Below are 26,557 nucleotides of genomic sequence, written 5' to 3'. Positions count from 1 at the left end.
AGGTCAGCCCGAAACCTTAGAGCATATTCAGAATAACTTCTTGAATGTAGAGGGGCAGAATTGTGGTCAAGTTAAATTAGATGAAAAAGCAATAGAAAAGCAGGTCACTTTAGAAAGATCATCCACTTTGTTGGATGTAGAAAAATTTGATTTGATAAAAACAAATCTTAAAAAACTTTTGGCTAACGAATTGCACATGCAAGTTCACGAAATTGATGAAAACGCTCAATTTTTAGATTTGGGTTTAGATTCGATTATGGGTGTGAGTTGGATTCGCAAAATCAATGAAAAATATAAAACATCCATTCAAGCTTCAAGCATTTATAGCTATCCTACACTGAATCAGTTTTGCCAATATGTTACAGGTATTACAGATAATTATAATGTACTAGGAAGTCAAGATGTGTCAATTCGAAACGAAAATTCGCTAGAAAAACCTTCCATTTCTGAGACAACTAGGGCAGGTGTAGCGCAGAGCAGTATTGCTCTAGGTGAAGTTTTTTCATTGAAACACGATATTAGTTCAAGGACTCAGAAATTATCCTCTGAATACAATCAGAAAGCATATTCTAATGATAAGTTACAAGCCATTGCCGTAATTGGGATGGCTGGACAATTCCCTAAAGCCAAGAATTTGGATGAATATTGGCATAATATCGCAATGGGTATTGATTGTATTAGCGAAATTCCTCAAGGGAGATGGGATAATGATTTATATTATAGTGAGGGAAAAGTGCTTCCTGGAAAAACCAATAGCAAGTGGATGGGTGCTTTGGATGAATATGATCTTTTTGATCCTCTATTTTTTAATATATCACCCATGGAGGCCGAGAGTATGGATCCCCAGCAGCGCTTGTTTTTACAGAACTGTTGGCATACAATTGAAGACGCTGGATATAATCCTAAATCATTATCAGGTAGTAGATGTGGCGTATTTGTAGGCTGTGGCACTAGCGATTACCATCATTTATTTCCGAATCGTAAACCACAGGCTCTTGATTTTACAGGCGGAACAATCTCTATTTTGGCTGCGCGTATATCTTATTTTTTGAATCTGCAAGGCCCTAGTATAGCGATTGATACAGCATGTTCTTCTTCACTGGTTGCTATAGCCAGTGCTTGCGATAGCCTTATTTCTGGTGGCAGCGATTTAGCTTTGGCTGGTGGAGTTTGTGTGATACCTGGACCTTCAATGCATACAATGACTGCACAGGCAGGAATGCTTTCACCTGATGGCAAATGTTACACCTTTGATGAGAGAGCAAACGGTTTTGTACCCAGCGAAGGAGTGGGTGTAGTGCTGTTAAAAAGATTGACAGATGCCGAGAGAGATGGGGATAGAGTATATGGTGTTATTCAAGGTTGGGGTATAAATCAGGATGGAAAAACCAATGGAATTACTGCACCAAGCCCAGTTTCTCAAATGCGGCTATTGTGTGAAATTTATGATAAATATCGGATTGACCCTGCGAATATTCAGCTAGTTGAAGCACATGGGACTGGAACAAAACTGGGAGATCCAATTGAGATTGAAGGACTGAAAGAGGCCTTCAAAAAATATACTTGTAAAAATAGTTATTGTGCCTTAGGTTCTGTAAAGAGTAATATAGGCCATTGTTTATCTGCGGCTGGAATTTCTGGGTTTATCAAACTCCTATTGGCATTGAAACACAAGCAGTTACCACCAACCATTAATTTTGAAAAATTAAATGAACATATAGTTCTGAAGGATAGTCCTTTTTATATCAATAATCAGTTGCAGGAATGGAAATTAGAGAGTGATCGAAGACGTCAGGCGGCTATTAGTTCCTTCGGTTTCAGCGGTACTAACGCCCATCTTGTTGTGCAAGAATATGTTGACATATCAGTTTCTGCAAGCAAAGATGACGAGGAATTTCAACAACAAACGACTCATCCCAATTTATTTTCGGATGAGAATCATACTGAAAAGCAAGTACATAAAATAAAATCTCAGTTCATTATCCCTCTATCTGCCAAATCCCCTGAACAGTTAAGGCAGGTGGTTAAGGATTTATCGATTTTCATTCGTAGGGAAGAATCATATCTCAATCTTGCTGAGATTGCATATACTTTGCAAATAGGTAGAGAGGCAATGGAAGAACGTTTGGGCTTTTTAGTTAGTACTATGGCAGAACTGACCGAAAAACTTCAATCATATATTCAGGGAGAGCAGGATATCGAGTGGTTTTATCAGGGGGTGTCGAAACGTAATAAAGAGGCTATAAATTTCATTGGCGAGGACGAGGAGGTAAAAGGAATTGTCATCGATAAATTGCTTGAGCAGAAGAAACTATCAAAACTTCTAAAAATCTGGGTTTTGGGTATGGATTTGGATTGGAATAAACTTTATCGCAATCACAAACCCAAACGTATTAGCCTACCTTGTTATCCTTTTGCTAAAGTGAGGTATTGGCTCGATAATGATAATGCCGAAACGGTTACAAAGAATGAAAGTTTAGAGTCTGGCAATTCTGTTGTTGCATCCGCTAAAACGCTCTTAAAGGAGACACCCAAAAGATATTGGGATGGAATGAGTTATGTCTGTAAATGGGAAGAAGAGAAGGTTTTAAAGCAAAGCCCAATAATACAAAATGCAATTTTGATTGTCTGCTGTGGTTCTTCATTAGAATTCGAAAAAACAATTCTGAGGTATTACGAAAAGGATAAGAATTGCAAAGTGCTTATTGTCCGCTTGGCAAATGAAACAAAACAGATTTCCGAAAATGAGTGGTATCGTGGCATTCAAGATCAGGAAGGATTCCAGACCTGCATTGGAAAAATGGATAGAATTGATACATGTTATTTTCTATCATCGTTTGAGGAGGCACATGAATTTGATTCATTACAAGAGCTGAAATCCCATCAGGAACGCAACGAAATACAATTATTGCGCCTCATAAAAAGCCTTAAACAAAAGATACAGGAAAGAATCGACACTTATATTCTTTCAGTAGATCACTATTCCGTAGACAATTCTCAGAGTAATTCTTGGGGTTCTGGCTTATCTGGTATTGCTTACTCTCTGGCTCAGGGAAACTACTCATTCAAAGTGAGAAATCTTGATTTGTCCATTGAAGATTTAAAGGATCAGTCAAAACATGAAAATTTATTTTCTACTATTATCAGCGAACCACCTTCCAATCGAGGTGAACTTTATAAAATTAGATCAGGGAAGCGATACCGTCAGGTTTTTTACAAGTTGTGCTGGAATTCAATTGCTCCATCTCCTTTTCGACAAAAAGGAGTGTATCTCCTAGTAGGTGGAAGTGGTACCGTTGGTCAAATTATTACACATCATTTAATTCAAAAGTATAATGCAATTGTAGTTTGGATAGGACGGAGCGAGTATAAGACTGAGAAAATACAAGTAGCACTCCAACAGTTTGAAGGATATGCCGAAAAGCCATTATATGTTGAGGGAGACTTAACAGATTTGGATTCGATGCAGCGGGCTATACAGGTTATTAAAAATAAATACCATAAAATTAATGGAGCTATTTATTCTGGTATGGCCGATGGTCATGAATGTCTTCTCGATCAAATATCGGAAAGAGAATTCATGGAAGTCTCAAATGTGAAGACTCTGGGAAGTTGGATTTTTTTTAAAGCATTGGAGTATGAATCTCTTGATTTTATGTGTTATTTCTCTTCTGGTCAAGCCTATTCTTTTACTGGAGCAGCAAAGTATCCAGCATATGCTAGCGGTATTACTCATGCTGATTGTCTTGTGCAATATCTCAGAAGTAGTGCTAAATTTCCAGTAGGAATAATTAACTGGGGTTTTTGGAAAAAATCTCTTCATCGGATCGAGAAAAAATCAGCTGAAAATATTTATGCTTTGGAAGATCTGGATGGTTTTGTATGCTTTGAACACTTTATAAACGAATTGCAGGTTGGTAGACTTCAGCAAGTTTTATGCATGAAAGTATCGCCATCATCAGAATCATTGATTAATTGCAAAAAAGAAAAGCTCTTTGTACTGACCGATAGTCGTGATTCGTATGAAATATTATCATCACAATCAGTAGGTGAAATCACTTCAGTAAACAAGAGTAATAACGATTTGCTTTGTAAACCGACTCAGACAGTTATTCCCCCACAAAATATAAAGGAATATATTCTGACTTCTATTCTTAGTTGCCTTACTGCTACTTTGAAGATGCCCCCTGAAAATATCGATCCCGATATTGCTTTTTCAGATTACGGCATAGATTCGCTTTCGGGGACTAATTTTATTGATCAACTTAATAAGAAACTGTCTCTTTCTCTGAATACTGCTGTTATTTTCGAATATTCATCAGTAAACAGATTAAGTAAGTATATTTCAAAAATTAAGAATGAATGGATTGATGATGATCGTATTACATCATCACAGCAGGTGGTTCTCAACCATGAATTGACGGATGAATCCAAAATTTGTGATCCAAAAAATGTGGAAATTGCTGTGATTGGAATGTCGGGTCAGTTTCCAAAAGCAGAAAATGTAAAAGAATTCTGGGAAAATTTAATTCAAGGAATTGACGGTGTTGAGGAACTTCCGGCTCATTATTTAGATCAAAGTCTTTATTACAGCACTGAAAAGCAATCCGGGAAAACGCGTTGTAAATGGGGAGGTATTCTTAAGGATAGGGATTGTTTTGATCCCCTGTTTTTCAATATTTCTCCTAGAGAAGCGGTGTCAATGAACCCTCACCAACGTTTGGTTTTACAGGAAGGTTGGAAGGCTATTGAAGATGCAGGTTATAATCCAAAAGATCTTTCGGGATCTAAAACTGGAGTTTTTATTGGTGCAGAACCATCGGGATATATTGGTGAAAGTTTTACAGGCTATTCAGATGCAATCATAGCTTCCCGTTTATCATATTTTATTAATCTAAATGGTCCTGCTTTTATTGTCAATACGGGTTGTTCTTCATCGGGAGTAGCAATTCATTTGGCCTGTGAAAGTCTCAGGAATTATGAAACAGATCTTGCATTAGCAGGCGGAGTTCACGCAAGCATGGATCATAATACTCAAATTCATTTAGATGAGATTGAAATGCTCTCCACAAGTGGACGCTGTTATACTTTTGAAAATGCAGGGGATGGCACTATTATCTCGGAAGGAATAGGATTGGTTGTCTTAAAACGTTTAGAGGATGTTGTTGCTTCTGGCGATCATATTTATGGAGTAATTTGCGGAACAGGAATTAATCAGGATGGGGCAAGCAATGGAATTACTGCTCCAAATGGAACAGCCCAAGAAGAATTGATTACTGATATTTATCGAAAATTCAATATTAACTCTGAGCAAATCACATACGTTGAGGCTCACGGTACAGGAACCAAATTGGGAGATCCTGTGGAGGCGAATGCCTTGGTAAGAGCTTTTAATAAATTTACTGATAAACAGGAGTATTGTGCAGTTGGAAGTGCAAAATCGCACATCGGACATACTTCAGCAGCAGCAGGAGTTGCAGGGTTGATAAAAATTCTGCTGTCAATGCAATACAAACAGATTCCTAAGTTATTGAATTTTAAATCTATCAATCCTTTGATTGAATTCAAGGATTCTCCGTTTTACATTAATCTACAGAAATCCAATTGGATATCCCCAAATGGATCAGCACGTATGGCGGCTCTAAATTCTTTTGGTCATAGCGGAACCAATGCACACATAGTTGTTAAGGAATTCATACCCTCATTGAATCAAAAATTCAGACATACAGAAACCAGAATAAGCGGCGATATCATTATACCTCTTTCAGCTAAAACAAGAGAACAACTGTTAAAAAAAGCGAATGATTTATTAGATTTTCTGACATGCAAGAGTCATTTGGAATCACAAAATGCAGAATCGCAAAGCGGTATTGATTTGTATGAATTGGCCTATACACTTCAAGTTGGCAGAGAGGCAATGGAGGAACGCTTAGGTTTTGTAGTTAGTTCTGTTGTTGAGCTGGTTGAGAAACTGAGGGCTTTTATCAATGGGGAGAAGCAAATTGAGGGCTTTTATCAGGGACAAGTAAAACGCAATAAAGAAACATTGGCTCTCTTTAGTATTGATACAGACTTACAAGAAACAATTGATAAATGGATTATTCAGAAAAAATTCTTTAGAATACTAGACTTGTGGGTAAAAGGTTTGAATTTGGATTGGATTAGACTCTATGATAATTTTAAACCCCAACGTATTAGCCTTCCGACATACCCTTTTGCAAAGGAGAGATATTGGTTTACTGCAAGCAGACAAACTGCTAAAACAGATAGTTTAGTAAATTACTCAAATGCAGATCGGAAAAGTTTGCCTGAGTTGCATCCTTTGATTCACCAAAACAAATCAGATTTCTTTTCCCAGCGGTATAGTTCCTTTTTTACAGGCGAGGAATTCTTTCTTAAAGATCATCAGGTAAAGGGTGAAAGAATTTTGCCTGGTGTAGCATATCTTGAAATGGCCTATGAAGCAGTTAGACAAACGTTAGGAGAAATTGCTGAAAAGCCATTAGTATTTCTTAAAAATGTAGTATGGATTCGTCCCATAGCTGTAATGAACCCTAAAATGGTTCATATTCGTATTTTTCCTGAAAAATTGGACGATGCATTTAATAATCAATTTAATACCACGCAAAATTCTAATATAAATATTCCATTCCAAATCTTTACGGAAGAATCTCTGGGAGAGCCTCTTGTTCACAGCGAAGGAATGGTATGCATAATTTTTGATGATCAATATGTAGAAAGTAAATCAGACAAGTTTTTAGATATCGATGTTTTACGAAATAGAATAAAGAGTTTATCGGAAAACAGTGATATTGACAATCAAAATGGATATAGTTCAACGGAGTATTACGAAGCATTTGAAAAAATGGGTTTCTCATATGGTAATTCCTTCCGAGCTATTGAAAATATTTTTAAAGGGTTAAATCCTAATGGAGAACATGAGGTTGTGGTTAGATTACAACTTCCTTCCTCTATAATTCATACAAAGCATCAATTTACCATCCATCCCAGCATAATGGACTCGGCACTTCAAGCTGCTATTGGTCTATTTGGAGTGGAAAAGGATAAAAACAGCAAAACAGGGAATGGCGTAATTCTTCCTCCTCTCTTACCTTTTGCTCTTGAAAATATGGAAATAAGAGATGCATGTACAGAATCGATGTGGGCTTGGATTCGTTTTTCGAGTAATTCGGGGATAGCACCTCATAGTTCACAGCAAACGAAATTGGATATCGATTTATGTGATGAAAAAGAGAAAATCTGCATAAAAATGCGTGGATACTCATCCCGAGTATTGAACGGAAATAGAGAGGAAAAAAGAAAACCTATTGCAGATGGAACCCATGGTTTTCTTATGTTCAGACCTGATTGGAAGGAAAGGGATATAATATCGCCTGAAATAAGCATAAGCAATAAACTCTCCGCTGATCATAAAGTTTTCTGGTGTAATCCTGATAAAACTCTTTTTCAGCAATGCTCGCAATTGCTACCAGAGGCTTCTTTTATCGCTTTTGAATCCAGTGATACCAATATGGATGAACTATTTGAATCATATTCCATTCAATTGTTCGAGAACATTAAAAAACTCCTTTTACAAAAGCAGAAATATCCTGTTTTGTTTCAGGTTCTTGTTCCTGTTCGTGGAACTTACCAATTATTCTCAGCCCTATCTGGAATTTTGGCAACGGCTCATCTCGAAAACCCAAAATTGTTTGGGCAAGTTATCACAATAAATGAGTATGAATCTGTTGAAAGAATCGTTGCTAAACTTCAGGAAAATTCCCAATGTCCTTCAGAACTTAAAATATGCTATCATAATGGTGAAGAAAAATCTTTCCATGAAACAAATTCTCGAGTTGAGAAATGTTTGATCGCTTCCTTTAAAGAGATAGATAAAGTTTCTGAAAACCCTAGAATTCCTTGGAAACAGGGTGGTGTTTATTTGATAACAGGAGGAATCGGTGGTCTGGGGTTTATTTTTGCTAAAGAGATAGCATCGAAAGTTACTCAAAACCCTTTGACACAAAATAGACGTGGGATTACCCTAATTTTAACTGGTAGGTCGAAGTTAGACCTAGAGAAACAGGCAGCACTCAGTGAGTTCAAAAAAATAGGTGTGAATATTCTTTATAAACAAGTTGATATTCAGGATAAAGAAGCGGTAAAACAACTCGTTAAAGAAATTAAAAATGAATGGGGAGGTTTAAATGGAATTATCCATTGTGCAGGAGTAATAAGAGATAATTTTATCTTAAATAAAAGTTCAGAAGAATTTAAGGAGGTGTTAGCTCCAAAGGTGAAAGGAGTAATTAATCTCGAAGAAGCTGTAAGGGATGTTGATTTAGATTTTATGGTTCTATTCTCTTCTGTTTCTGGTGCTTATGGGAATATTGGACAGGTTGATTATTCAGCCGCCAATGCTTTCATGGATGCTTTTGCCCAATATCATAACGACCTTTTTAAACAAGGAATAACATCCTACAGAATTATATCTATTGGCTGGCCTTTATGGAAAGAAGGGGGAATGAAGATTGATTTTAAAACCGAAGAAACTATTGCCAATGAAACTGGAATGAGTGCTATGGATACTTCATCAGGCATTAAAGCTTTTTACCATGCTCTTGAATCCGATGAAGCACATGTGATTATTATGGAAGGTGAATTATCCAAAATTCGAGAAACAATCAATAAACCTCTTAAAAAAATTGAAACATATCAGCAAATTGAAACCCAGAATGAAGCGAGAAAAGAAGTTCAAAGTAAAAACGATATTCATGAAACTGAATTATTCTCTTCCGAAGATGAATTTAGAGAACGTGTGAAAGAGTATCTGAAAAACGTTTTTCATAAGGTTTTGGGAGTACCAAAAAATAGAATTGATGAGAACTCCTCATTTAGCAGTTACGGCATGGATTCCATCATGGCCTTGAATCTGATTAGAGAATTAGAAAAAGACATGGGAAGCGTCCCGAAAACGATTTTCTTCGAATACGAAAATATCTCAGATCTCGGCGAATATCTAATTCAGGATTACAATCAGAAGATAGTATCTGTGTGTTCTGTTCCTTCATCGGAATCACCATTCATTAAGCAAGAGCAACCTTTACGCAAACTTGCAGAATTTTCAAGAAAACATTATGGTAATGAAAACCTAAATAAGCATCTTTCCGAATATCAAATCGTTGCCAAAAGTGAAATCACTCCTACAAGCGATTTTTTTCACTTAGTTAACGAAATCAAGGGGAATGATAATCAGGATGGGGCTCTCGCAGAAATGTGGCCTTTCCTTTTTATGTCTGAGAAGAAAAAGTGTTTTTTCCATTTTCTGAAAGATAAGCAATTCATTTTTGCTACAAGCTTTAGGGCGAAAGAGAGTGGAGTGTCTCGTGAAAGCGAGTTGATAGATCTATTCCTAAAATATTGCAGTCAAAACGGCTATCAATTTTGTTATTTAGATCATTCTGGAAAACGGAAAATCGATTTGGAACAGAAATATGGATTGCTTTCCACTCCCGTAGGTGTTGTACAAACGATTGTTGATCTTGGGAATTTCTCGCTTGAAGGAAATAAAATGAGGCGATTACGATATTTAATAAATCGCTTTAAAGAGCAGGGAGACTGCAAAACGGTTGAATACCTGCATTCCGATGCAAAAACGAATCGTGAGATTCAAAATGTAATTTATGCTTGGTGCGAAAAGAAGAAAGTGGTTAATAACGTAGAGGTTACATTGAAAGATATTGATAGCGGTAATCTTTGGAAGAGGTATCGTATTTTCCTAACTTATGTAAACAATGAATTACAAAATATCATTTTGATTAGCCCAATTGAGAAGGGATACCTAATGGATCAGGAGTATTACCTCCCTGATGCTCCTTTGGGTGGTACAGAATTTACAACGGTTGAAATAGTAAAGCAACTTGCCAAGGAGAAGCACCGTGAATTCAGCCTTGGATTGACATGGAAACTTTTTGAACCAGATGAAGGGTTTAGCGATTACCAAAGTTGGAACTTAATTAGTAATGCGAAAGGTCAACTTGCTTTACTATTTCAGGTTGGAGCATTGAATCATCAATACAAGAACAAGTATCGTCCGCAAGAGTACCCTGTGTATTTGTATAGAAATAAAGAAAGTAGCAAACAAACCATAATTGATTGTTTAAGTCAGTTTTTTAAGCAAGGGATTACCTCTCATGAAGTTAATGATTTGATGCAGAATAGTGTTTCTAATTCAAATACGTTTGTAGATAATCAGATAGATACACTTACAACATCTTCATCACCAGTAAAAATTTCAGACGAAATCCCAGATGAATTTTTCGATACTACACAACTAGATGAAAAGGATATTCAATTGGATTTGATTAGCGATTCATGGCCTCATCTTAATTACGATTTTATAAATAGAAGAATTAAGGATTTAACGGATAGAGTTTAGATGGAAAATCAAGACATAATTTTTCGGGCTTTATTCGGAAACCCGAAAGATGCTTCTTTTGAAACAGGTTTGCCGCACTATGTACTAACTGTTTCAGGTAGAATTGCCGAACGCCTATTTTTTCAAACCCTTCGCACTCAGAAAAGAAAGGTGTTGCAGAATATTTTATTTGAAACCACACTCCACAATGAAGTAAAGGCCAAATTCGAACCCGTAGAAATTCCTGATCAGGAGATTTTTTCGATTGATTCAAAACAAATATTCAGGGGAGGTATAGATACGAGAGCATTTGAACTCTTTCTTGAAAGACAGTCAGGTGAAGTGGGTATGATTTTGGTTGAATTATGCAACAATGCATCTGGTGGATATCCTGTTTCCATGGCTCAGATAAAAGAAATATCTAGGCTGGGGAAGCAATATGAAATACCATTTGTAATGGATGGAAGCCGAATTCTTCGCAATGCTGAATTGATACGCCAGTATGAAAAGGATTATAGGGATAAAGATTTATTTTCCATTCTTGATGAGATAATGTCCTGTGCCGATTATGTTTTTGGTAGCCTAAGCAAGGATTTTGGATTAAATCTGGGAGGATTTATAGCAGCAAAGGACAAGGAACGAATAGTAGCGATAAAAAATCTTGGAAAAATAGAGGGTGGTTTAACCAGCGCACATGATAGTAATTTGATTTTAAAAGCCTTACAGGATCGTAATTATTTGGAGAGCAAGATTCGAAATCAACTTAGATTAACAAAACAAATTCACGAAGAATTAGCTTTCAGGAATGTGCCAGTTATGCAGCCAGGGGTAGGGCATTGTATTCTTGTTAGGGTGAACGAGATAGAGGGTTTTAAGAATCGCAAATATCCAAGAGAATCGTTTTTGAGAATGTTATATGAAAGATGGGGCATTCGTGGCGGAATTCATAGCGTAGGAAATCAGCAACAAACCGTGCTCAATCAATGTATCCGATTAGCAATACCCATTGGTTTAAATGATGCTCAAAATGAAAAACAAATTATTACCCATATTTGTCAAGCTCTCGATGTATCGTCTTCAAATGCTTCTTTTCAAAGTATGCCTAAGAGTGACTCATTTGAAAAGAGAGGTAAAGCGATAAGCAGTCCAACTAAGGGAAATACAAGTCAAGGGGAAGTGTCATCTTGTGATGTGGCAATTATTGGTTTATCGGGTAGATACCCAAATGCGAAGAGTGTAGAAGAGTTTTGGGAAAATTTAAAATCGGGGAAGAAATGTATTTCGGAAATCCCATCAGAAAGATGGGATTGGAAAGAATTTTACCACGCCAACCCAAAGGAGGCTATCGATTTGAAGAAGTCCTATGGAAAGTGGGGCGGATTTATTGAAGATTACAATTGCTTTGACGCCACTTTTTTTAATATTCCCCATGCAGAAACAGCATACATAGATCCTCAAGAACTTTTATTTTTAGAGGAATGCTGGAGAGCATTGGAAGATGCAGGTTATCGACCTTCGGGATTATCTCCAGATATTAGTAGAAGAGCAGGAGTATTTGGAGGTATTTCGCGAATTGGATTCAATCTCTATTCAGTGGATGCAGAATCACTCTACTATAGTACTTCAATATCTTCAATGGTTAGTAGAGTTTCCTATTTCATGGATTTTAAGGGACCTAGCATTGCAATAGACAATGATTGTTCATCATCGTTCACAGCCATCCATGAGGCATGTGAATATATCCGTAGTGGAAAAGGTGATTTAGCCTTAGCAGGTGGTGTCAATTTATACCTTCATCCTTCAATTTACCTTTATCTTTCTAGGATAGGTATGCTTTCTCAGGATTCCAATAGCGCTGCTTTTTGCAAAGGTGGCAAAGGCTTTATTCCTGGAGAAGGTGTTGGGGTTGTTGTTCTAAAAAATTATTCGCAAGCAATTCAGAATGGAGACTCCATTTATGCAATTATTCGTGGAAGCGCAATCAATCAAAACGGGAGGATGAGCAAGTTCGGAAGGCCTAATCAAAAACAGCAACAGGCTGTGATAAAAGAGGCCTTATCGCAGAGTGGTTTTGATCCTCGAACAATCAGTTACATCGAAGCTGCTGCCTATGGGTCTGACATAGGCGATACCATTGAAATAGCTGCTCTAACTGATGTTTTCGGGAAACAGAATGAGATTCAAGGCAATCGAAGGATTGGATCTGTAAAACCAAACATTGGTCACTGTGAAGCTGCTGCAGGAATGTCTCAGTTGACAAAAGTGCTCCTCTCCATGAAGTACAAGACCTTGGCTCCCACATTGATGTTCGGCGGTTTGAATCCAAATATTGATTTTGAACAGATTCCTTTTAAATTACAGACAAAGGTATCCCCATGGGAACCTATTTCGGTTGATGGACAGTTAATACCCAGACGGGCTGGCATTTCAACCTTTGGAGGAAGTGGGGTAAATGCTCATATCATTATTGAAGAGCATGTTCCCGAGAAAAAAGTTAAAAATCTATCACCTTCTATTGATGTAAGTAATATAAAATCAGATTGTTATAATAGACTTTTTGTTCTTTCAGCACAAAGTAAAACGAGGTTAAAAGATTATGTAAGCAAATGGGTTGACTATTTGGAAAAAAATTCTCATTCCTTGATGGATTCAATATCATATACTCTACAAACAGGGAGAGAAGAAATGGATTTTCGATTAGCCGTAGTCTTTACCAATAAAGATGAGCTGATTAATCTATTGAAGAAGTGGAATTACGAGCAAAATGCGGATGCACACCCTGCTGATTTTGTAAATAGTAATTCTATTTTTTATGGAGAACTAGAAAAGAGAAAGGAGAAGAAATACCATAAACAGACCGAGATAAATAGTGCTGTCAATGTCAAGAATTGGGCACAATTAGGTGAACTATGGGTACAAGGTAATTTTATTCCCTGGGTTGAATTATATAGACCTGAAGATGTTAAGGAGAAATTTCTAAGGATGAACGGTCTTCCTACTTATCCTTTTAAACAAGATGAGAATACAGTTGATAAGAGTTCGAGCAGTTTGAATAAGTTCGAGGTTAATTATCAGGAAAATCAGATTCATCAAGATGAAGATAATGACTTAAGTGGTAGCTCATCGTCTCTTCTGAGGGAAAAGATATTGTTCAAATTAGCATCTTTGTTTGGAGAGGTGTTAAATATACCTGTTTCTCAGATTGATCTAGATGAGCACTTTGAAAATTATGGAATAGACTCATCTAAGATTCTCCAATTCAATCAGAAATTCTCTCGAGTTTTTGGTGAAATATCCAAGACACTATTTTTTGAATATTCAACACTTAATGGACTTTCAGAATTTTTTATTAAAAATAATCTCGATGCATGTGCAAAATGGGTTGAATTTTATAATGAAACCCAGCCTGTTCATTCAAACACAACAGAGATAAAAAGCAATAAAGATTTTCCACCTTCACGTTCGATATCTTCCAAAGAAGGAAAGAGTTCTTATTGGCTTAAGGGTAGGTCAAGCGGACAATTTTGTGAGAAAAAAATTTCAGATTCTATTGCAATCATTGGAATCAGCGGTCGCTATCCTCAGGCTGCCAATCTTGACGAGTTTTGGGAAAATTTAAAATCAGGTAGAGACTCAATAGAAGAAATTCCAATAAGTCGTTGGTCATTGAAGGATTTCTATCACCCAAACAAGGAAGATGCTGTGTCTCAAGGTAAGAGTTATTGCAAATGGGGAGGGTTTTTGAAAGGTTTTTCGGAGTTCGATCCACTTTTCTTCAATATTTCGCCACGAGAGGCTATGAACATGGATCCGCACGAACGTCTTTTTTTGCAATCTTGCTGGGAAACCCTTGAAGATGCTGGATATACACGCGAAAGGTTAAGCACTTCACTTGAAAATGGTGGTGAAACAAAAACTGGTGTTTTTGTGGGAATTACGAGAGCTGAATTTGGCATCTTTGGACCAGAACTTTGGAAGGAGAAAAAGAAGATTTATCCTTATACACTCTTTGGTTCAGTTGCCAATAGGGTTTCATATGTACTCAATATTCATGGCCCAAGTATGCCTATTGATACAATGTGTTCCTCTTCTTTAACGGCGATACACGAAGCATGTGAATACTTGCGACATAATCCGAATGAAATGGCTCTTGCTGGTGGGGTTAATTTGTTACTCCATCCTTACACGTACGTGGGGCTTTGCGCCAGCCAGTTTTTATCGGTTGATGGAAAATGTAGAAGTTTTGGAAAAGGAGGTACAGGTTATGTTCCTGGAGAGGGAGTGGGCACTATTTTATTGAAAAATCTTTCGCGGGCAATCGAAGATCGTGACAATATTTATGCGGTCATTCGCAGCACAGGCATAAATCATGGTGGGAAAACGAATGGATATACGGTTCCCAATCCCAAATTGCAAGGCAAACTCATTCAGGAAACTCTGGAAAAGGCAGGAATAGACGCTTGCTCCATTAGTTATATTGAAGCTCATGGTACTGGAACGGAATTGGGAGATCCAATTGAGATTCGTGGACTAACACAAGCCTTTAATAAAAACACTTTAGAAACTGGCTTTTGTGCAATCGGTTCTGTGAAGTCGAATGTAGGTCACCTTGAAGCTGCGGCTGGAATTGCAGGATTGACAAAGGTGATATTACAAATGAAGAACAAAAAGCTGGTTCCAAGTTTGCATGCTGATGAATTAAATCCAAACATTGATTTTACTCAAACACCCTTTTTTATCAACCAAGAGTTGAGAGAGTGGAAATCTCCTATTGTCAATGGAAAAACCTGTTCGCGTATTGCTGGAGTTTCTTCTTTTGGTGCAGGTGGATCGAACGCTCATATTATAGTAGAAGAGTATATTCCAGAAAGTAATGACATTAGTAAAATTAATCTTTCAAACAGTTTTCCTGCTATTATAGTACTCTCTGCTAAAAGCGAAAATCGGTTAAAAGTATATGCAGAAAAGCTACTACACTGGATTGAACAAAAAGAAATTAACCTTGCAGATTTGGGATATACATTGCAGGTGGGTAGGGAAGCTATGGAAAATCGATTGGGTTTGATTGTACATTCCACAAATGAACTTGTTGAAAAACTGCATAGATATATTCAAGGAGATAAAGAAATAGAAGGCGTATTTACAGGGCAGGTTAGTAAAACCCATAAACAGGATAAAGACCTTTTGTCTCTCTTTGATGTGAATGAGGACTTCTCTACAATTATAACCAATTGGATTGATAAAGGAAAATGGAATAAACTTCTTGGAATATGGGTAAATGGTTTAGATTTTAATTGGAATAAAATTTATGGAGAAGTTAAACCACAACGGATTAGTGCTCCAGCTTATCCTTTCGTATGCGAGAATTATTGGTTTGAAAATGTCCCCATTCCAGTATCAGCAGAAGTAGATAGATGCGATCAGAGATTGGATGCTCAAATTCACCCTTTACTTCATCGGAATACCTCGGATTTATCTGTTCAGCGTTTTAGCTCCCTTTTCTCGGGGAATGAATTTTTCCTAAACGATCACCAGGTTAAAGGACAAAAAATTCTTCCTGGAATGGCTTACCTTGAAATGGTTCGGGCTGCGGTTGAACAAGCAATCCCTGCTAACCTAAAATCCAACGGTAATTTGAAGGTAGAGTTGCATAGCGTTGTTTGGATACAACCTTTTGTTCTTAATGAAAATAAAATTGATGGGAAGGTTGATTATGCTAGTAAAAAAGTGATTTCGATATCTTTAATTGCAAATGAGCATGATTCCATTGATTTTGAAATCTATAGTGGTCAATACGGTGATCAACGGGATGATCAAGCAGAACGAGTTGTACATTGCCAGGGGCAAGCAGTATTTATGTATGAATCAGAATCGGATCAATTTACCTTTGTCCCAGCCAAACTTAATATTGAAGAGCTCAAATCTCAGATAGAATCTAGGGAGGAACATAAGAGAATAGAGGCTGAGGATATTTACCCTCTTTTTGCTCGCATGGGCCTTCAATATGGTACTGCATTTCAGGGAATAGTTAAGATTTATAAGGGAGAAAATCAATTGCTTGCCCAATTATGCTTACCTGAAATTCTTGATTCATCTAATGAATATGTTTTACATCCTAGTATGTTGGATAGTTCATTACAAACCTCTATAACTTTTTTTACTGATACACAAAGAGATGTAAATCAATCTTTCAACCAAACACCGCTTCCTTTTGCGCTTGAATCAATACGCGTTATCTCTGCGTGTACTAAGGAGATGTTTGCATGGGTGCGTTTTTCTCCAAGTAACAAAACAGTTAGTAATTCTGAGCATTCAGTCATCAAAATGGATGTTGATCTTTGCGATATGATAGGAAATGTATGTGTGGAAATACGTGGGTTCTCTTTGCGGATTATGAAAGAGGAGTTAAATTCAGTAAATAAAAAATCGCCATTTGTTTCTTGTCAGGAGGAAATTAACACTGGTTTAAATTTCTTGGTTCCAGTGTGGAGTTCGGTATACCCTACGAAAGATGTTGAAACGAGAGAAGCATTATTAAATTCTGCTAAAATACTCTTGTTGGGAAGCGAACAGTCTCTCTTAACTTGGGTGAAGAAATCTTACCCCAATTCCAGTTTGTTACAGCTATCCGAAAATCCAACTATTGAGGAGATTCAATTAGGGTTGAAGAACAGTTCCTTTGATCAATTGCTTTGGATTGCACCTGATGTAATTGAAACTGACAATTCGAATAAAGATTCTTTTCGGATAATTGACCATCAAGAACAAGGAGTTCTTACTGTATTTCGCATTATCAAAGCGTTACTATCTGAAGGTTTTGCTTATAAAGATCTCCAATGGACTATTATTACTCGCATGACCCAAAAGGTGAAAAAGGATGATCGCATCCAGCCTGCTCATGCTAGTGTGTTTGGATTAATTGGCAGTTTAGCCAAAGAGTATCCCCATTGGAATTTGAGGCTTCTGGATCTGGATTCATTGGAGCATATTCAAATTGAAGAATGTCTATCTCTGAATTGGGATAAATATGGGAACGGTTTGGCTCTTCGCCAGAGCGAGTGGTTTAGTCATGGATTGGCTTATGCATCAACCTTAACGCATGAGATACCTCTTTACAAAACTAATGGAGTTTACGTTGTTGTCGGTGGAGCAGGAGGGCTTGGCGAAGTTTGGAGTAGGTTTATGATTGAACAATATCAAGCACAAATTATCTGGATAGGTAGGAAAAATGAAGACTCCCCAGAAATTGTAGCAAAGATAAAATCATTTAGTCAATTTACTCCGTTGTATTTCTCAGCTGATGCGACCGATTATGGTGCTATGGAGCAGGTTGCTAAAAAGATTTTGGAAAAGTATCCAACTGTCAATGGTATAGTGCATTCTGCAATTATTCTACAGGATCAAAGCATCATGGCCATGGAGGAATCAAAATTCAGAGCTGGTTTATCTGCAAAAGTGGATATCAGTATTAATATGGACAAAGTATTCGGCTCGCAGAATCTTGATTTCATGCTGTTTTTCTCTTCGCTACAATCTTTCTATAAAGCTCCTGGCCAGTCTAATTATGCTGCTGGTTGTACATTTAAAGATAGTTTTGCGCAATATATTCAGCAACAACACTCGTATCCAATAAAAATTGTAAACTGGGGATACTGGGGAAGTGTAGGAATTGTTGCCGATGAATCATACAAAAAGCGTATTGCTCAAATAGGGATTGGCTCCATTGAACCTAATGAAGGGATGCTTTCCCTTCAATCTTTTATGAATTCCAACCTTACCCAATTGGCATTTATAAAAAGTCTCAATGTTAGGGCGATTTCAGACCTTGGAGTGCTGGAAGGAGTTGCCTTTTATCCCAAAGACGAGACTACGTTTTTGGAAATTCAGGGATTCGGAAATTTACAAAATTCCGAAGAGCAAGCATTGATTCTGAAAGCATCACTGCCACCATTTGATATGGAAATTGCTGCTACTGAAATTCTCATCTCCAGTTTGAAATTATTGGGCTTCTTTATTTCTAACAAGCCTGTTCAAGAACCGATAGGATCAAAAATTTTTAAACTGAGTGACCTATTACAGAAAAAACTTCCTACTCCATTTTATGAACAATGGCTTAAATATAATGTAGATTATTTACAGCAACATGGGTGGCTAAATGCTGATTTAACTTTGAATCGCGAGGTCAAAGATCTCGAAAAATTGTGGGATGAATGGGACACGAAGAAAATAGGTTGGGCAGTTAATCCCAACTTAAGTTCGCAGATTACTTTACTTGAAGCCTGTTTAAAAGCCCTGCCTGATATACTAAATGGCAAGCGACCTGCTACGGAGGTTATGTTTCCTAACTCTTCCATGCACCTTGTAGAGGGAATTTATAAAGGCAACGCTCTAGCGGATTTCTCCAATGAGCGGTTGGGCGATGTCTTTTCTACAATATTAAGGCAGCAGTTGAAATCAAATAAGGAGAAAAAAATCCGTGTATTAGAAATAGGTGCAGGAACAGGAGGAACTACTGTTAAATTACTTCCTCGATTGCAGGAATTTGGAGATGCTATAGTGGAATACTGTTACACAGATCTTTCAAAAGCATTTCTGATGCATGCTGAACAAAATTTTCAACCTCAATATCAAAATTTAAGAACTGCCATTTTTGATGTTTCAAAACCCTTACTGCCACAATCAATCTCAGCCGGCAATTACGATCTTGTAATTGCTGCTAATGTTTTGCATGCCACACCATATCTCAGGGATACTTTGCGAAATGCTAAAGCCTTGTTAAAAAATCATGGAGTTCTTCTAATAAACGAAATCAGCACATGGTCTCTATTTACCCATCTCACCTTTGGATTACTTGAGGGGTGGTGGTTGTATAAAGATATAGTTTTACGTATGCCCGGCAGCCCAGCTTTAACTCCTGAAAATTGGCAGAGAATTCTTGCGGAGGAAGGATTTACTTCGATATTTTTTCCAGCACAAGAAGCCCACTCCTTTGGACATCAAGTTATTGCTGCAAGTAGTAATGGTTTTGTGCGTCAGATGTTTAATAAGCAAGTAAAGGCAGCCGTAAAAGAAAAAATCAGTACTCAGGTTATTGCATCGCCAAAACCAGAAATAAAAATTAAAGCGATTTCATCGGAAACCTTATTCGAAAAAAGTGTTTTATATTTCCAGAAACTTGCTGCTGAAACTCTGGGAATGGGTCCAGAGCAATTGAGTCCTAATCAGCCGCTCACTGAATATGGATTGGATTCAATTCTAGTTGTCCAACTAACAAATCAACTGCGCAAAGTATTTCCAGATATAACAAGTACCCTGTTTTTTGAAATACCAACAATTAATGGGTTAGTGGATTATTTTTTAGAGAACAACTTGGAAACTTTAAAGGGAATAATATCTATTGATGTACCTGAACAGCGATTGTCAGAGAAGGTTCTCACCTCTAAAGATGAAAAAGTTATATCTAAAAATTGGTCAAACCGCATTCCTAGCAGAATATCTCCTCAGCCAATTCGTACAACTCCAACTTCTAGTTATAATCTCTCAGTTTTTGACGTGGCAATTATAGGTCTTAGTGGGCGATATCCTCAATCGAAAAATCTGAATGAATTTTGGGATAATCTGGTTAAAGGAATTAATTGTATTTCGGAAGTTCCTAAAGATCGATGGAATTGGGAAGATTACTATGATGCTGAAAAAGGAAAATCTGGAAAAATATATACCCGATGGGGAGGCTTCATTGAAGACATTGACAAATTTGATCCGTTGTTTTTTAGTATCTCCCCAAAAGAAGCGGAACGAATGGATCCTCAGGAGCGGCTATTTCTAGAAACATGTTACCATGCTATAGAGGATGCTGGCTATACCCCCGAGAGTTTGGGTGATATTAGTAAAATTGGGGTGTTTGTTGGAGTAATGAATTCTAGATACGGACAACAGCCCGCTTTTTATTCTATTGCCAATAGAGTTTCCTACTGTTTGAATTTTCAAGGCCCTTCAATGGCGATAGACAGTGCTTGCTCTTCATCTTTAACAGCCATACACACGGCTTTAGAAAGTATGTACTGCGGATTAAGCGAATGTGCTATAGTTGGCGGAGTAAACCTGATTATTGATCCTATCCATTTTTCAGGATTGACCGAAATGACGATGCTATCAGAAGGTAATCAATGCAAAGCGTTTGGAGAAAAGGCGGATGGTTTTATTGATGCTGAAGGAGTGGGTGTTTTTGTTTTAAAACCATTAAGTAAGGCCGAAAAGGACGGAGATCATATTTATGGTATTATCAAAGGGAGTGCAGTTAATGCAGGAGGAAAAACTAACGGTTATACAGTACCCAATCCCAGAGTTCAATCGGCAGTGGTATCCAAAGCATTGGAACGTGCTCGCATCTCGGCAGAGCAATTGAGTTATATAGAGGCACATGGTACAGGTACTGCTCTAGGTGATCCTATTGAAGTTGCAGGGCTAACTCGTGCTTTCAAGGAGAATTGTGATAATGCCAATATTGAAAAGCAATTTTGTGCCTTAGGTTCAGTTAAATCGAATATTGGGCATTGTGAGTCGGCTGCAGGTGCAGCAGGACTGACCAAAGTATTGCTGCAAATGAAGTACAAGCAACTTGTACCTTCACTTCATTCTGAGGTATCTAACCCTGAAATAAATTTTAGTCAAACACCGTTTAAAGTTCAGAAAAATTTAGAAAAGTGGCATCGATTATCGCGCATTATAGATGGAATGAAAGAAGAGATACCGCGTACAGCGGGTGTCTCATCATTTGGTGCAGGAGGAGCAAATGCACATATCATAGTGCAGGAGTATATATCTCCATTTACCTTGAGTGAAGCAAAAGGACTTGTTGTTTCGGATGATTTAAATGAACAAATAGATGTCATTATTCCATTATCTGCTCGAACGAAAGAGCAATTACAACAAAAAGTTAAAGATTTATTGGCCTTTCTTCACCATACATGTTTTGTTGAAAAACAGAATTTTGAAAAGGAAGAACAAGAAAATATACCTTGCTATTTTCGTAAACCTCATCTTTTTTTAAGGAATATAGCCTATACTCTGCAAGTGGGTAGAGAATCAATGGAGGAACGCCTTGGTCTTCTTGTGAATTCAGTTGATCAATTAACAGAAAAACTTGAGGCTTATATTAACGACAAACATCAGGAATATACTTATCAAGGACATGGTAAAAATGATAAGAATGTCCTAGCTCTCTTCGATAAAGATGAGGATTTAAAAGAAACGGTTAATAAATGGATTATTGAAAAGAAATACAGCAGGATCCTCGATTTGTGGGTGGCAGGATTGGAATTAGATTGGAATAAACTATATGAGAAAACTGATATTGATTTAAAACCTCAACGTATTAGTTTGCCAGGTTACCCGTTTGCCAGAGAGCGATATTGGATTGAGTTGGACAGGGAAAAAATGACCCTTGGATCAATCGCAACCTATTCTTCGCTCTCATCACCCACAGGAGCTATTGGCTGTGATTTACAGTTAAGAAATACATCAACTTTTTCAGTGCAGCGTTTCAGCACAATGTTGACTGGTAGAGAATTTTTTCTTACAGATCATGTCATCAACGGGAATAAAACCTTACCAGGGGTTGTATATCTCGAGATGGCTCGTAAAGCTGTCGAAACTTCAACTAATGATTTGCATGATGAAAATAGGATGATGAGATTTAAGAACATCTCATGGATTCAACCTCTTATATCTGATATAGAACCTATCGATGTTCAAATTACTTTAAGTCCTAATGATAAAGGTGATATCATATATGATATTTTTAGGCAGATAGTTGATAACGAGCAAGTTGTGCACTCTCAAGGAGTTATACAATTTATTAAAAGAGGAGAAATACCTAGTTTAGATCTTGCTACAATTAAAGAGCAGTGTAGTCAACAGAAGGTAATGCCTGTCCAATACTACAAGATGTTTTCCTCAATGGGCATAAACTATGGATCTAGCCACAAGGGAATCGATGCTGTTTATATAGGAATGAATCAAGTTCTTGCTTCTTTGTCAATTCCAACCTCTGTTTCTAGCACACTAGATCAGTATGTCTTACATCCGAGCATGTTAGATTCTGCCCTACAAACTTCATTAGGGTTATTTGCTGGATTATCAGAATTTTTAGCGAAAGAACAGCACAATATGGATGGTTCTTTGGGCATAATTGAAAATTTACAGGCAAAACCAATGCTGCCATTTGCACTTGAATCTATGGAGGTGTATAACCGTTGCACTCCAAAGATGTGGGCGCACATCAAATATGCAATGGGAAGCAATTCAGATGATGCAGTAATTAAACTTGATATTGATATTGCTGATGAAGAGGGTAGCGTTTGCATTTGTATGAGAGGTTTTACAGCGCGATCACAAGATAATAATTATGATTCGTTGAATTCTCCTGTATCGGATGGGGTACTTCTGATGGAACCTTATTGGCGAGAAATAGACGTTCAGGAAAAAACATCTTTTGTATATGAACAGCATTTGTTGATTCTCATTAAGGATGACAATGTTTTGTCAGGTCTACAGGAGATGATTGAAAAAACTATGAAAGGAGTCCGATGCCTTTCATTTAAAATTGATGATACCTCCATCGATAAGTATTATGAAGAGTGTTGCATTAAAATCTTTACTGAAATTAGGAACATCCTGATTTCTAAGTTCAAAGGAAAAGCATTTATTCAGATAATAGTAGCAGAAAATGAAGCAAGTCTTCTTTTATCTGGATTATCTGGAATATTGAAGACAGCACAAAAAGAGAATCCTTTGATTGTGGGGCAAGTGATAGAAATTGGTTTTGGTAAAACTACCGAAGAGATAATAGAAATACTGAGGGAAAGTATTTCAATACCCCACTCTGCCCGAATACGTTATTCGAATGATGATGTCAAACGTCGACGATTTGTCCAAGATGTAAGAGAAATAAATATTCCAGAAAAGGAAATCCGCTTTCCTTGGAAAGAGAACGGAATATACCTTATTACAGGTGGAGCAGGTGGTTTGGGTCTACTATTTGCACAAGAGATTGTTGAAAAGATTAAGAAAGCAACAATAGTCTTAGTTGGGAGATCGGAACTAAGTTCAGAAAAAGATTCCAAACTTAAGGATTTGGAAAATGCGGGTGCTAGGATAGTTTATAAACGAGTGGATATATCTTCTAAAAAAGAGGTAGACGATTTAATCAAAAGCATTCAAACTGATATTGGTAACCTCAATGGAATTATTCATGCCGCAGGAATTATTCACGACAATTTTATTATCAAAAAAACTGTTGAAGAATTCAAAGATGTTTTATTACCGAAAGTATCTGGCTTAGTTAATCTAGATGAAACTACTAAGTTAATTCAACTTGATCTTTTTGTTCTCTTTTCATCGCTTTCAGGTTTTGCAGGAAATGTTGGTCAATCAGATTATGCAGCTGCCAATGCTTTCATGGACGCTTATGCTGAATATCGGAATAACCTAGTATTAGATAATAAGCGCTGGGGAAAAACTTTGTCAATCAACTGGCCTCTTTGGAAGGATGGGGGAATGAATATGAGTCTTGAAGACGAAAATTTGATGAAACAGTCGAGTGGCATGACTTCCTTACAGACAGCAAACGGTATTGATGCCCTGTATAAGAGTTTGGATTCAGGAGCAGGGCAGGTACTTGTTGCAGAAGGAGATGTCCGTCAAATAAAGTTACTGTTTGAGGATAGCTCTCCGAAAATAATAAAGAATTCATTCAATTCTGTTAGTGAGAAAGAAGATATTCTGTTCTGCGTGAGAGAGATCATATCACATGAGATCAAACTTGATTCCGAAAAAATAAAGCCGGAAACGCCTTTTGTTAAATATGGTATTGACTCTTTGATGCAGATGAGCATCATCAAAAAGTTGGAGAAAATTGCTGGTGAACTTCCAAAAACATTATTGTATGAATACAGCAATATGCATGAATTGGTTCGATACTTAGAGGAGAATCATACAGATGAAATTCAGGAATGGTTCAGCGAGAAAAATACAAGTATTGTAAATAACAATAATGAAAGTTCGAAAAAGAAGAAACTACCTTTATTAGATTCTCTGCCATTGAGAACAAATTCAAAACATCGTTTTGGAGTTTCAAAAACAATGGATTTAACATTGGCAAAGCATGACTCTGATCCTATTGCAATAATCGGCATGAGTGGTAGGTATCCGCTTTCAGATACTTTGGAAGAACTCTGGGAGCATTTAAAAGCCGGACACAATTGTATTACTCAGGCAGATACAAGTCGATGGAATAATTCCCTACTGAGATCTTTATCAAAGAATGAATTTTACTCTTCCGAAAAAAAATATTATGGTGGGTTTCTGAAAAATATAAATAAATTCGATCATCAATTATTTGAAGTTGCAGAGGATAGGGTTTTGGAACTAACACCTGAGACCCGTATGTTTCTGGAAATTGTTTGGGAAACTTTTGAGGATGCAGGATATTCCAAAGATCGGTTGAATGAGCTGCAGGACAGATATCAGAAAGGAGTAGGAGTCTTTGTCGGAACAATGTACAACCAGTATTCTTGGAATATACCTTCATCGGAAAAGGCAATACTGAGCACAAATGGAACGGAATGGAATACGGCTAATCGTACCTCCCATTTTTTTAATCTTACCGGGCCGAGCATGGCAGTTAATTCGGCCTGCTCCAGTTCAATGATAGCTCTTCATCTTGCCTGTGAGAGCCTTCAGCAACAGACCTGTTCTATGGCACTAGCTGGCGGAGTTAATTTGACATTGGATCCATCCAAATACGCTGCGCTGGAACAGGCTCATTTTTTGGGGAAAGAAGATAGGAGTATGAGTTTTGGCATTGGGGACGGATATATTCCAGGAGAAGGTGTGGGCACTGTGCTGCTAAAACCTCTATCTAAAGCCATTGAGGACTGCGACCGGATTTATGCGGTGATTAAAGGAAGTTTTATTAATCATAGTGGTGGACGGCAGATGTTCACTGCTCCCGATCCTAAACAGCAAGCCGATTTAATCACGAACGCCATTGATCGGTCAGGGATCGATATTGAGACCATTGGTTATGTTGAATCTGCAGCCAATGGTTCGCCGTTAGGCGATCTTATTGAAGTGAACGCTTTGAAAAACGCCTTTGCTCGGTACACCGGAAAAAAACAATTTTGCGCACTTGGTTCTGTAAAATCCAATTTAGGACATTTGGAAGCGGCATCAGGGATATCACAACTTTGCAAAGTTCTTTTACAACTTAAATATAAAACCCTAGTACCAACCATCAATGCCCAGCCTCAAAATCCTAATATCAAATTAGAAGGATCAGCCTTTTATCTCCAGAAAACTATAACACCTTGGGATTCAAATACCTTCAAGGATGATAAAGATGCGAAAAATCTGCCCCGTCGAAGCATGATTAACTCTTTTGGTGCGGGTGGAGCCTATGCTAGTGTTATTATTGAAGAACCCATAGAACAAAATTTCTTTAGAAGGAAAAGTGGGGATTTGTATGGAGAAACACTCATTCTGTTCTCCGCTAAAACAAAATGGAGTTTGATAAGATATCTGGATAAGATAAAGGACTTTTTGCAGAGTAATTTGGAAAAAAATATCGAAACAGATATTTATGATTTGGCCTTGTCGTTATTTAAAATAAATCATAATCTGGAATTCAGAGCTGCGTTTGTCGTTTCGTCAATTGATGAGTTATTGCAAAAACTGGATGAATTGATCAAAACCCAGATGAGTCACCCTATTGAAGGGGGATTTTTTTCTTCTCTTTCAAATGTAAAGTTGACTGAAAATTCCACAGATCCTACAGCCATTCAACAATCCTTACTGAACAAGGATTACAAACAAATAGCACAGTACTGGATTGAAGGAGAAACAATTGATTTTAGGTCAATTTATGAATACACTGGAACTCAATGGTTAGATCTTCCTAAATATGCTTTTGATCATTTCAAAAATTTTGATTTTCAGAGTATTAAATCATCTACAGATAATTCAAGAACTACCGAGTTCGACGAGGAATCCTATCGTAATATTCTAGAAAAATTATCAAAGGGAGAGTTGTCAAAGAATGAAGTTTTTGAACACTTCGAGATACTGGATTCTAAAAGATAA

The 26,557-nt window shown here is 37.2% G+C and carries 2 protein-coding genes (1 of these 2 running past the window's edge); both read left to right on the top strand.

The features are described from left to right. A protein-coding gene (locus tag HOO91_03720) for an SDR family NAD(P)-dependent oxidoreductase (GenBank protein ID NOU16652.1) crosses the window boundary here: on the top strand, positions 1 to 10,438 show its end. Its footprint begins 17,651 nt before the window's first position; the window shows 10,438 of its 28,089 coding nt (coding positions 17,652-28,089); its start codon lies beyond the left edge, outside the window; the stop codon is at positions 10,436 to 10,438. Beyond that, on the top strand, positions 10,439 to 26,557 hold the full coding sequence (locus HOO91_03715; GenBank protein ID NOU16651.1) for an SDR family NAD(P)-dependent oxidoreductase: 16,119 nt from the start codon (positions 10,439 to 10,441) through the stop codon (positions 26,555 to 26,557).

Source organism: Bacteroidales bacterium (assembly GCA_013141385.1).
Taxonomy (GTDB): domain Bacteria; phylum Bacteroidota; class Bacteroidia; order Bacteroidales; family Tenuifilaceae; genus UBA8529.
The sequence above is the reverse complement of the archived record's forward strand: the minus strand, read 5'-3'. Positions and strand labels throughout refer to the sequence as shown.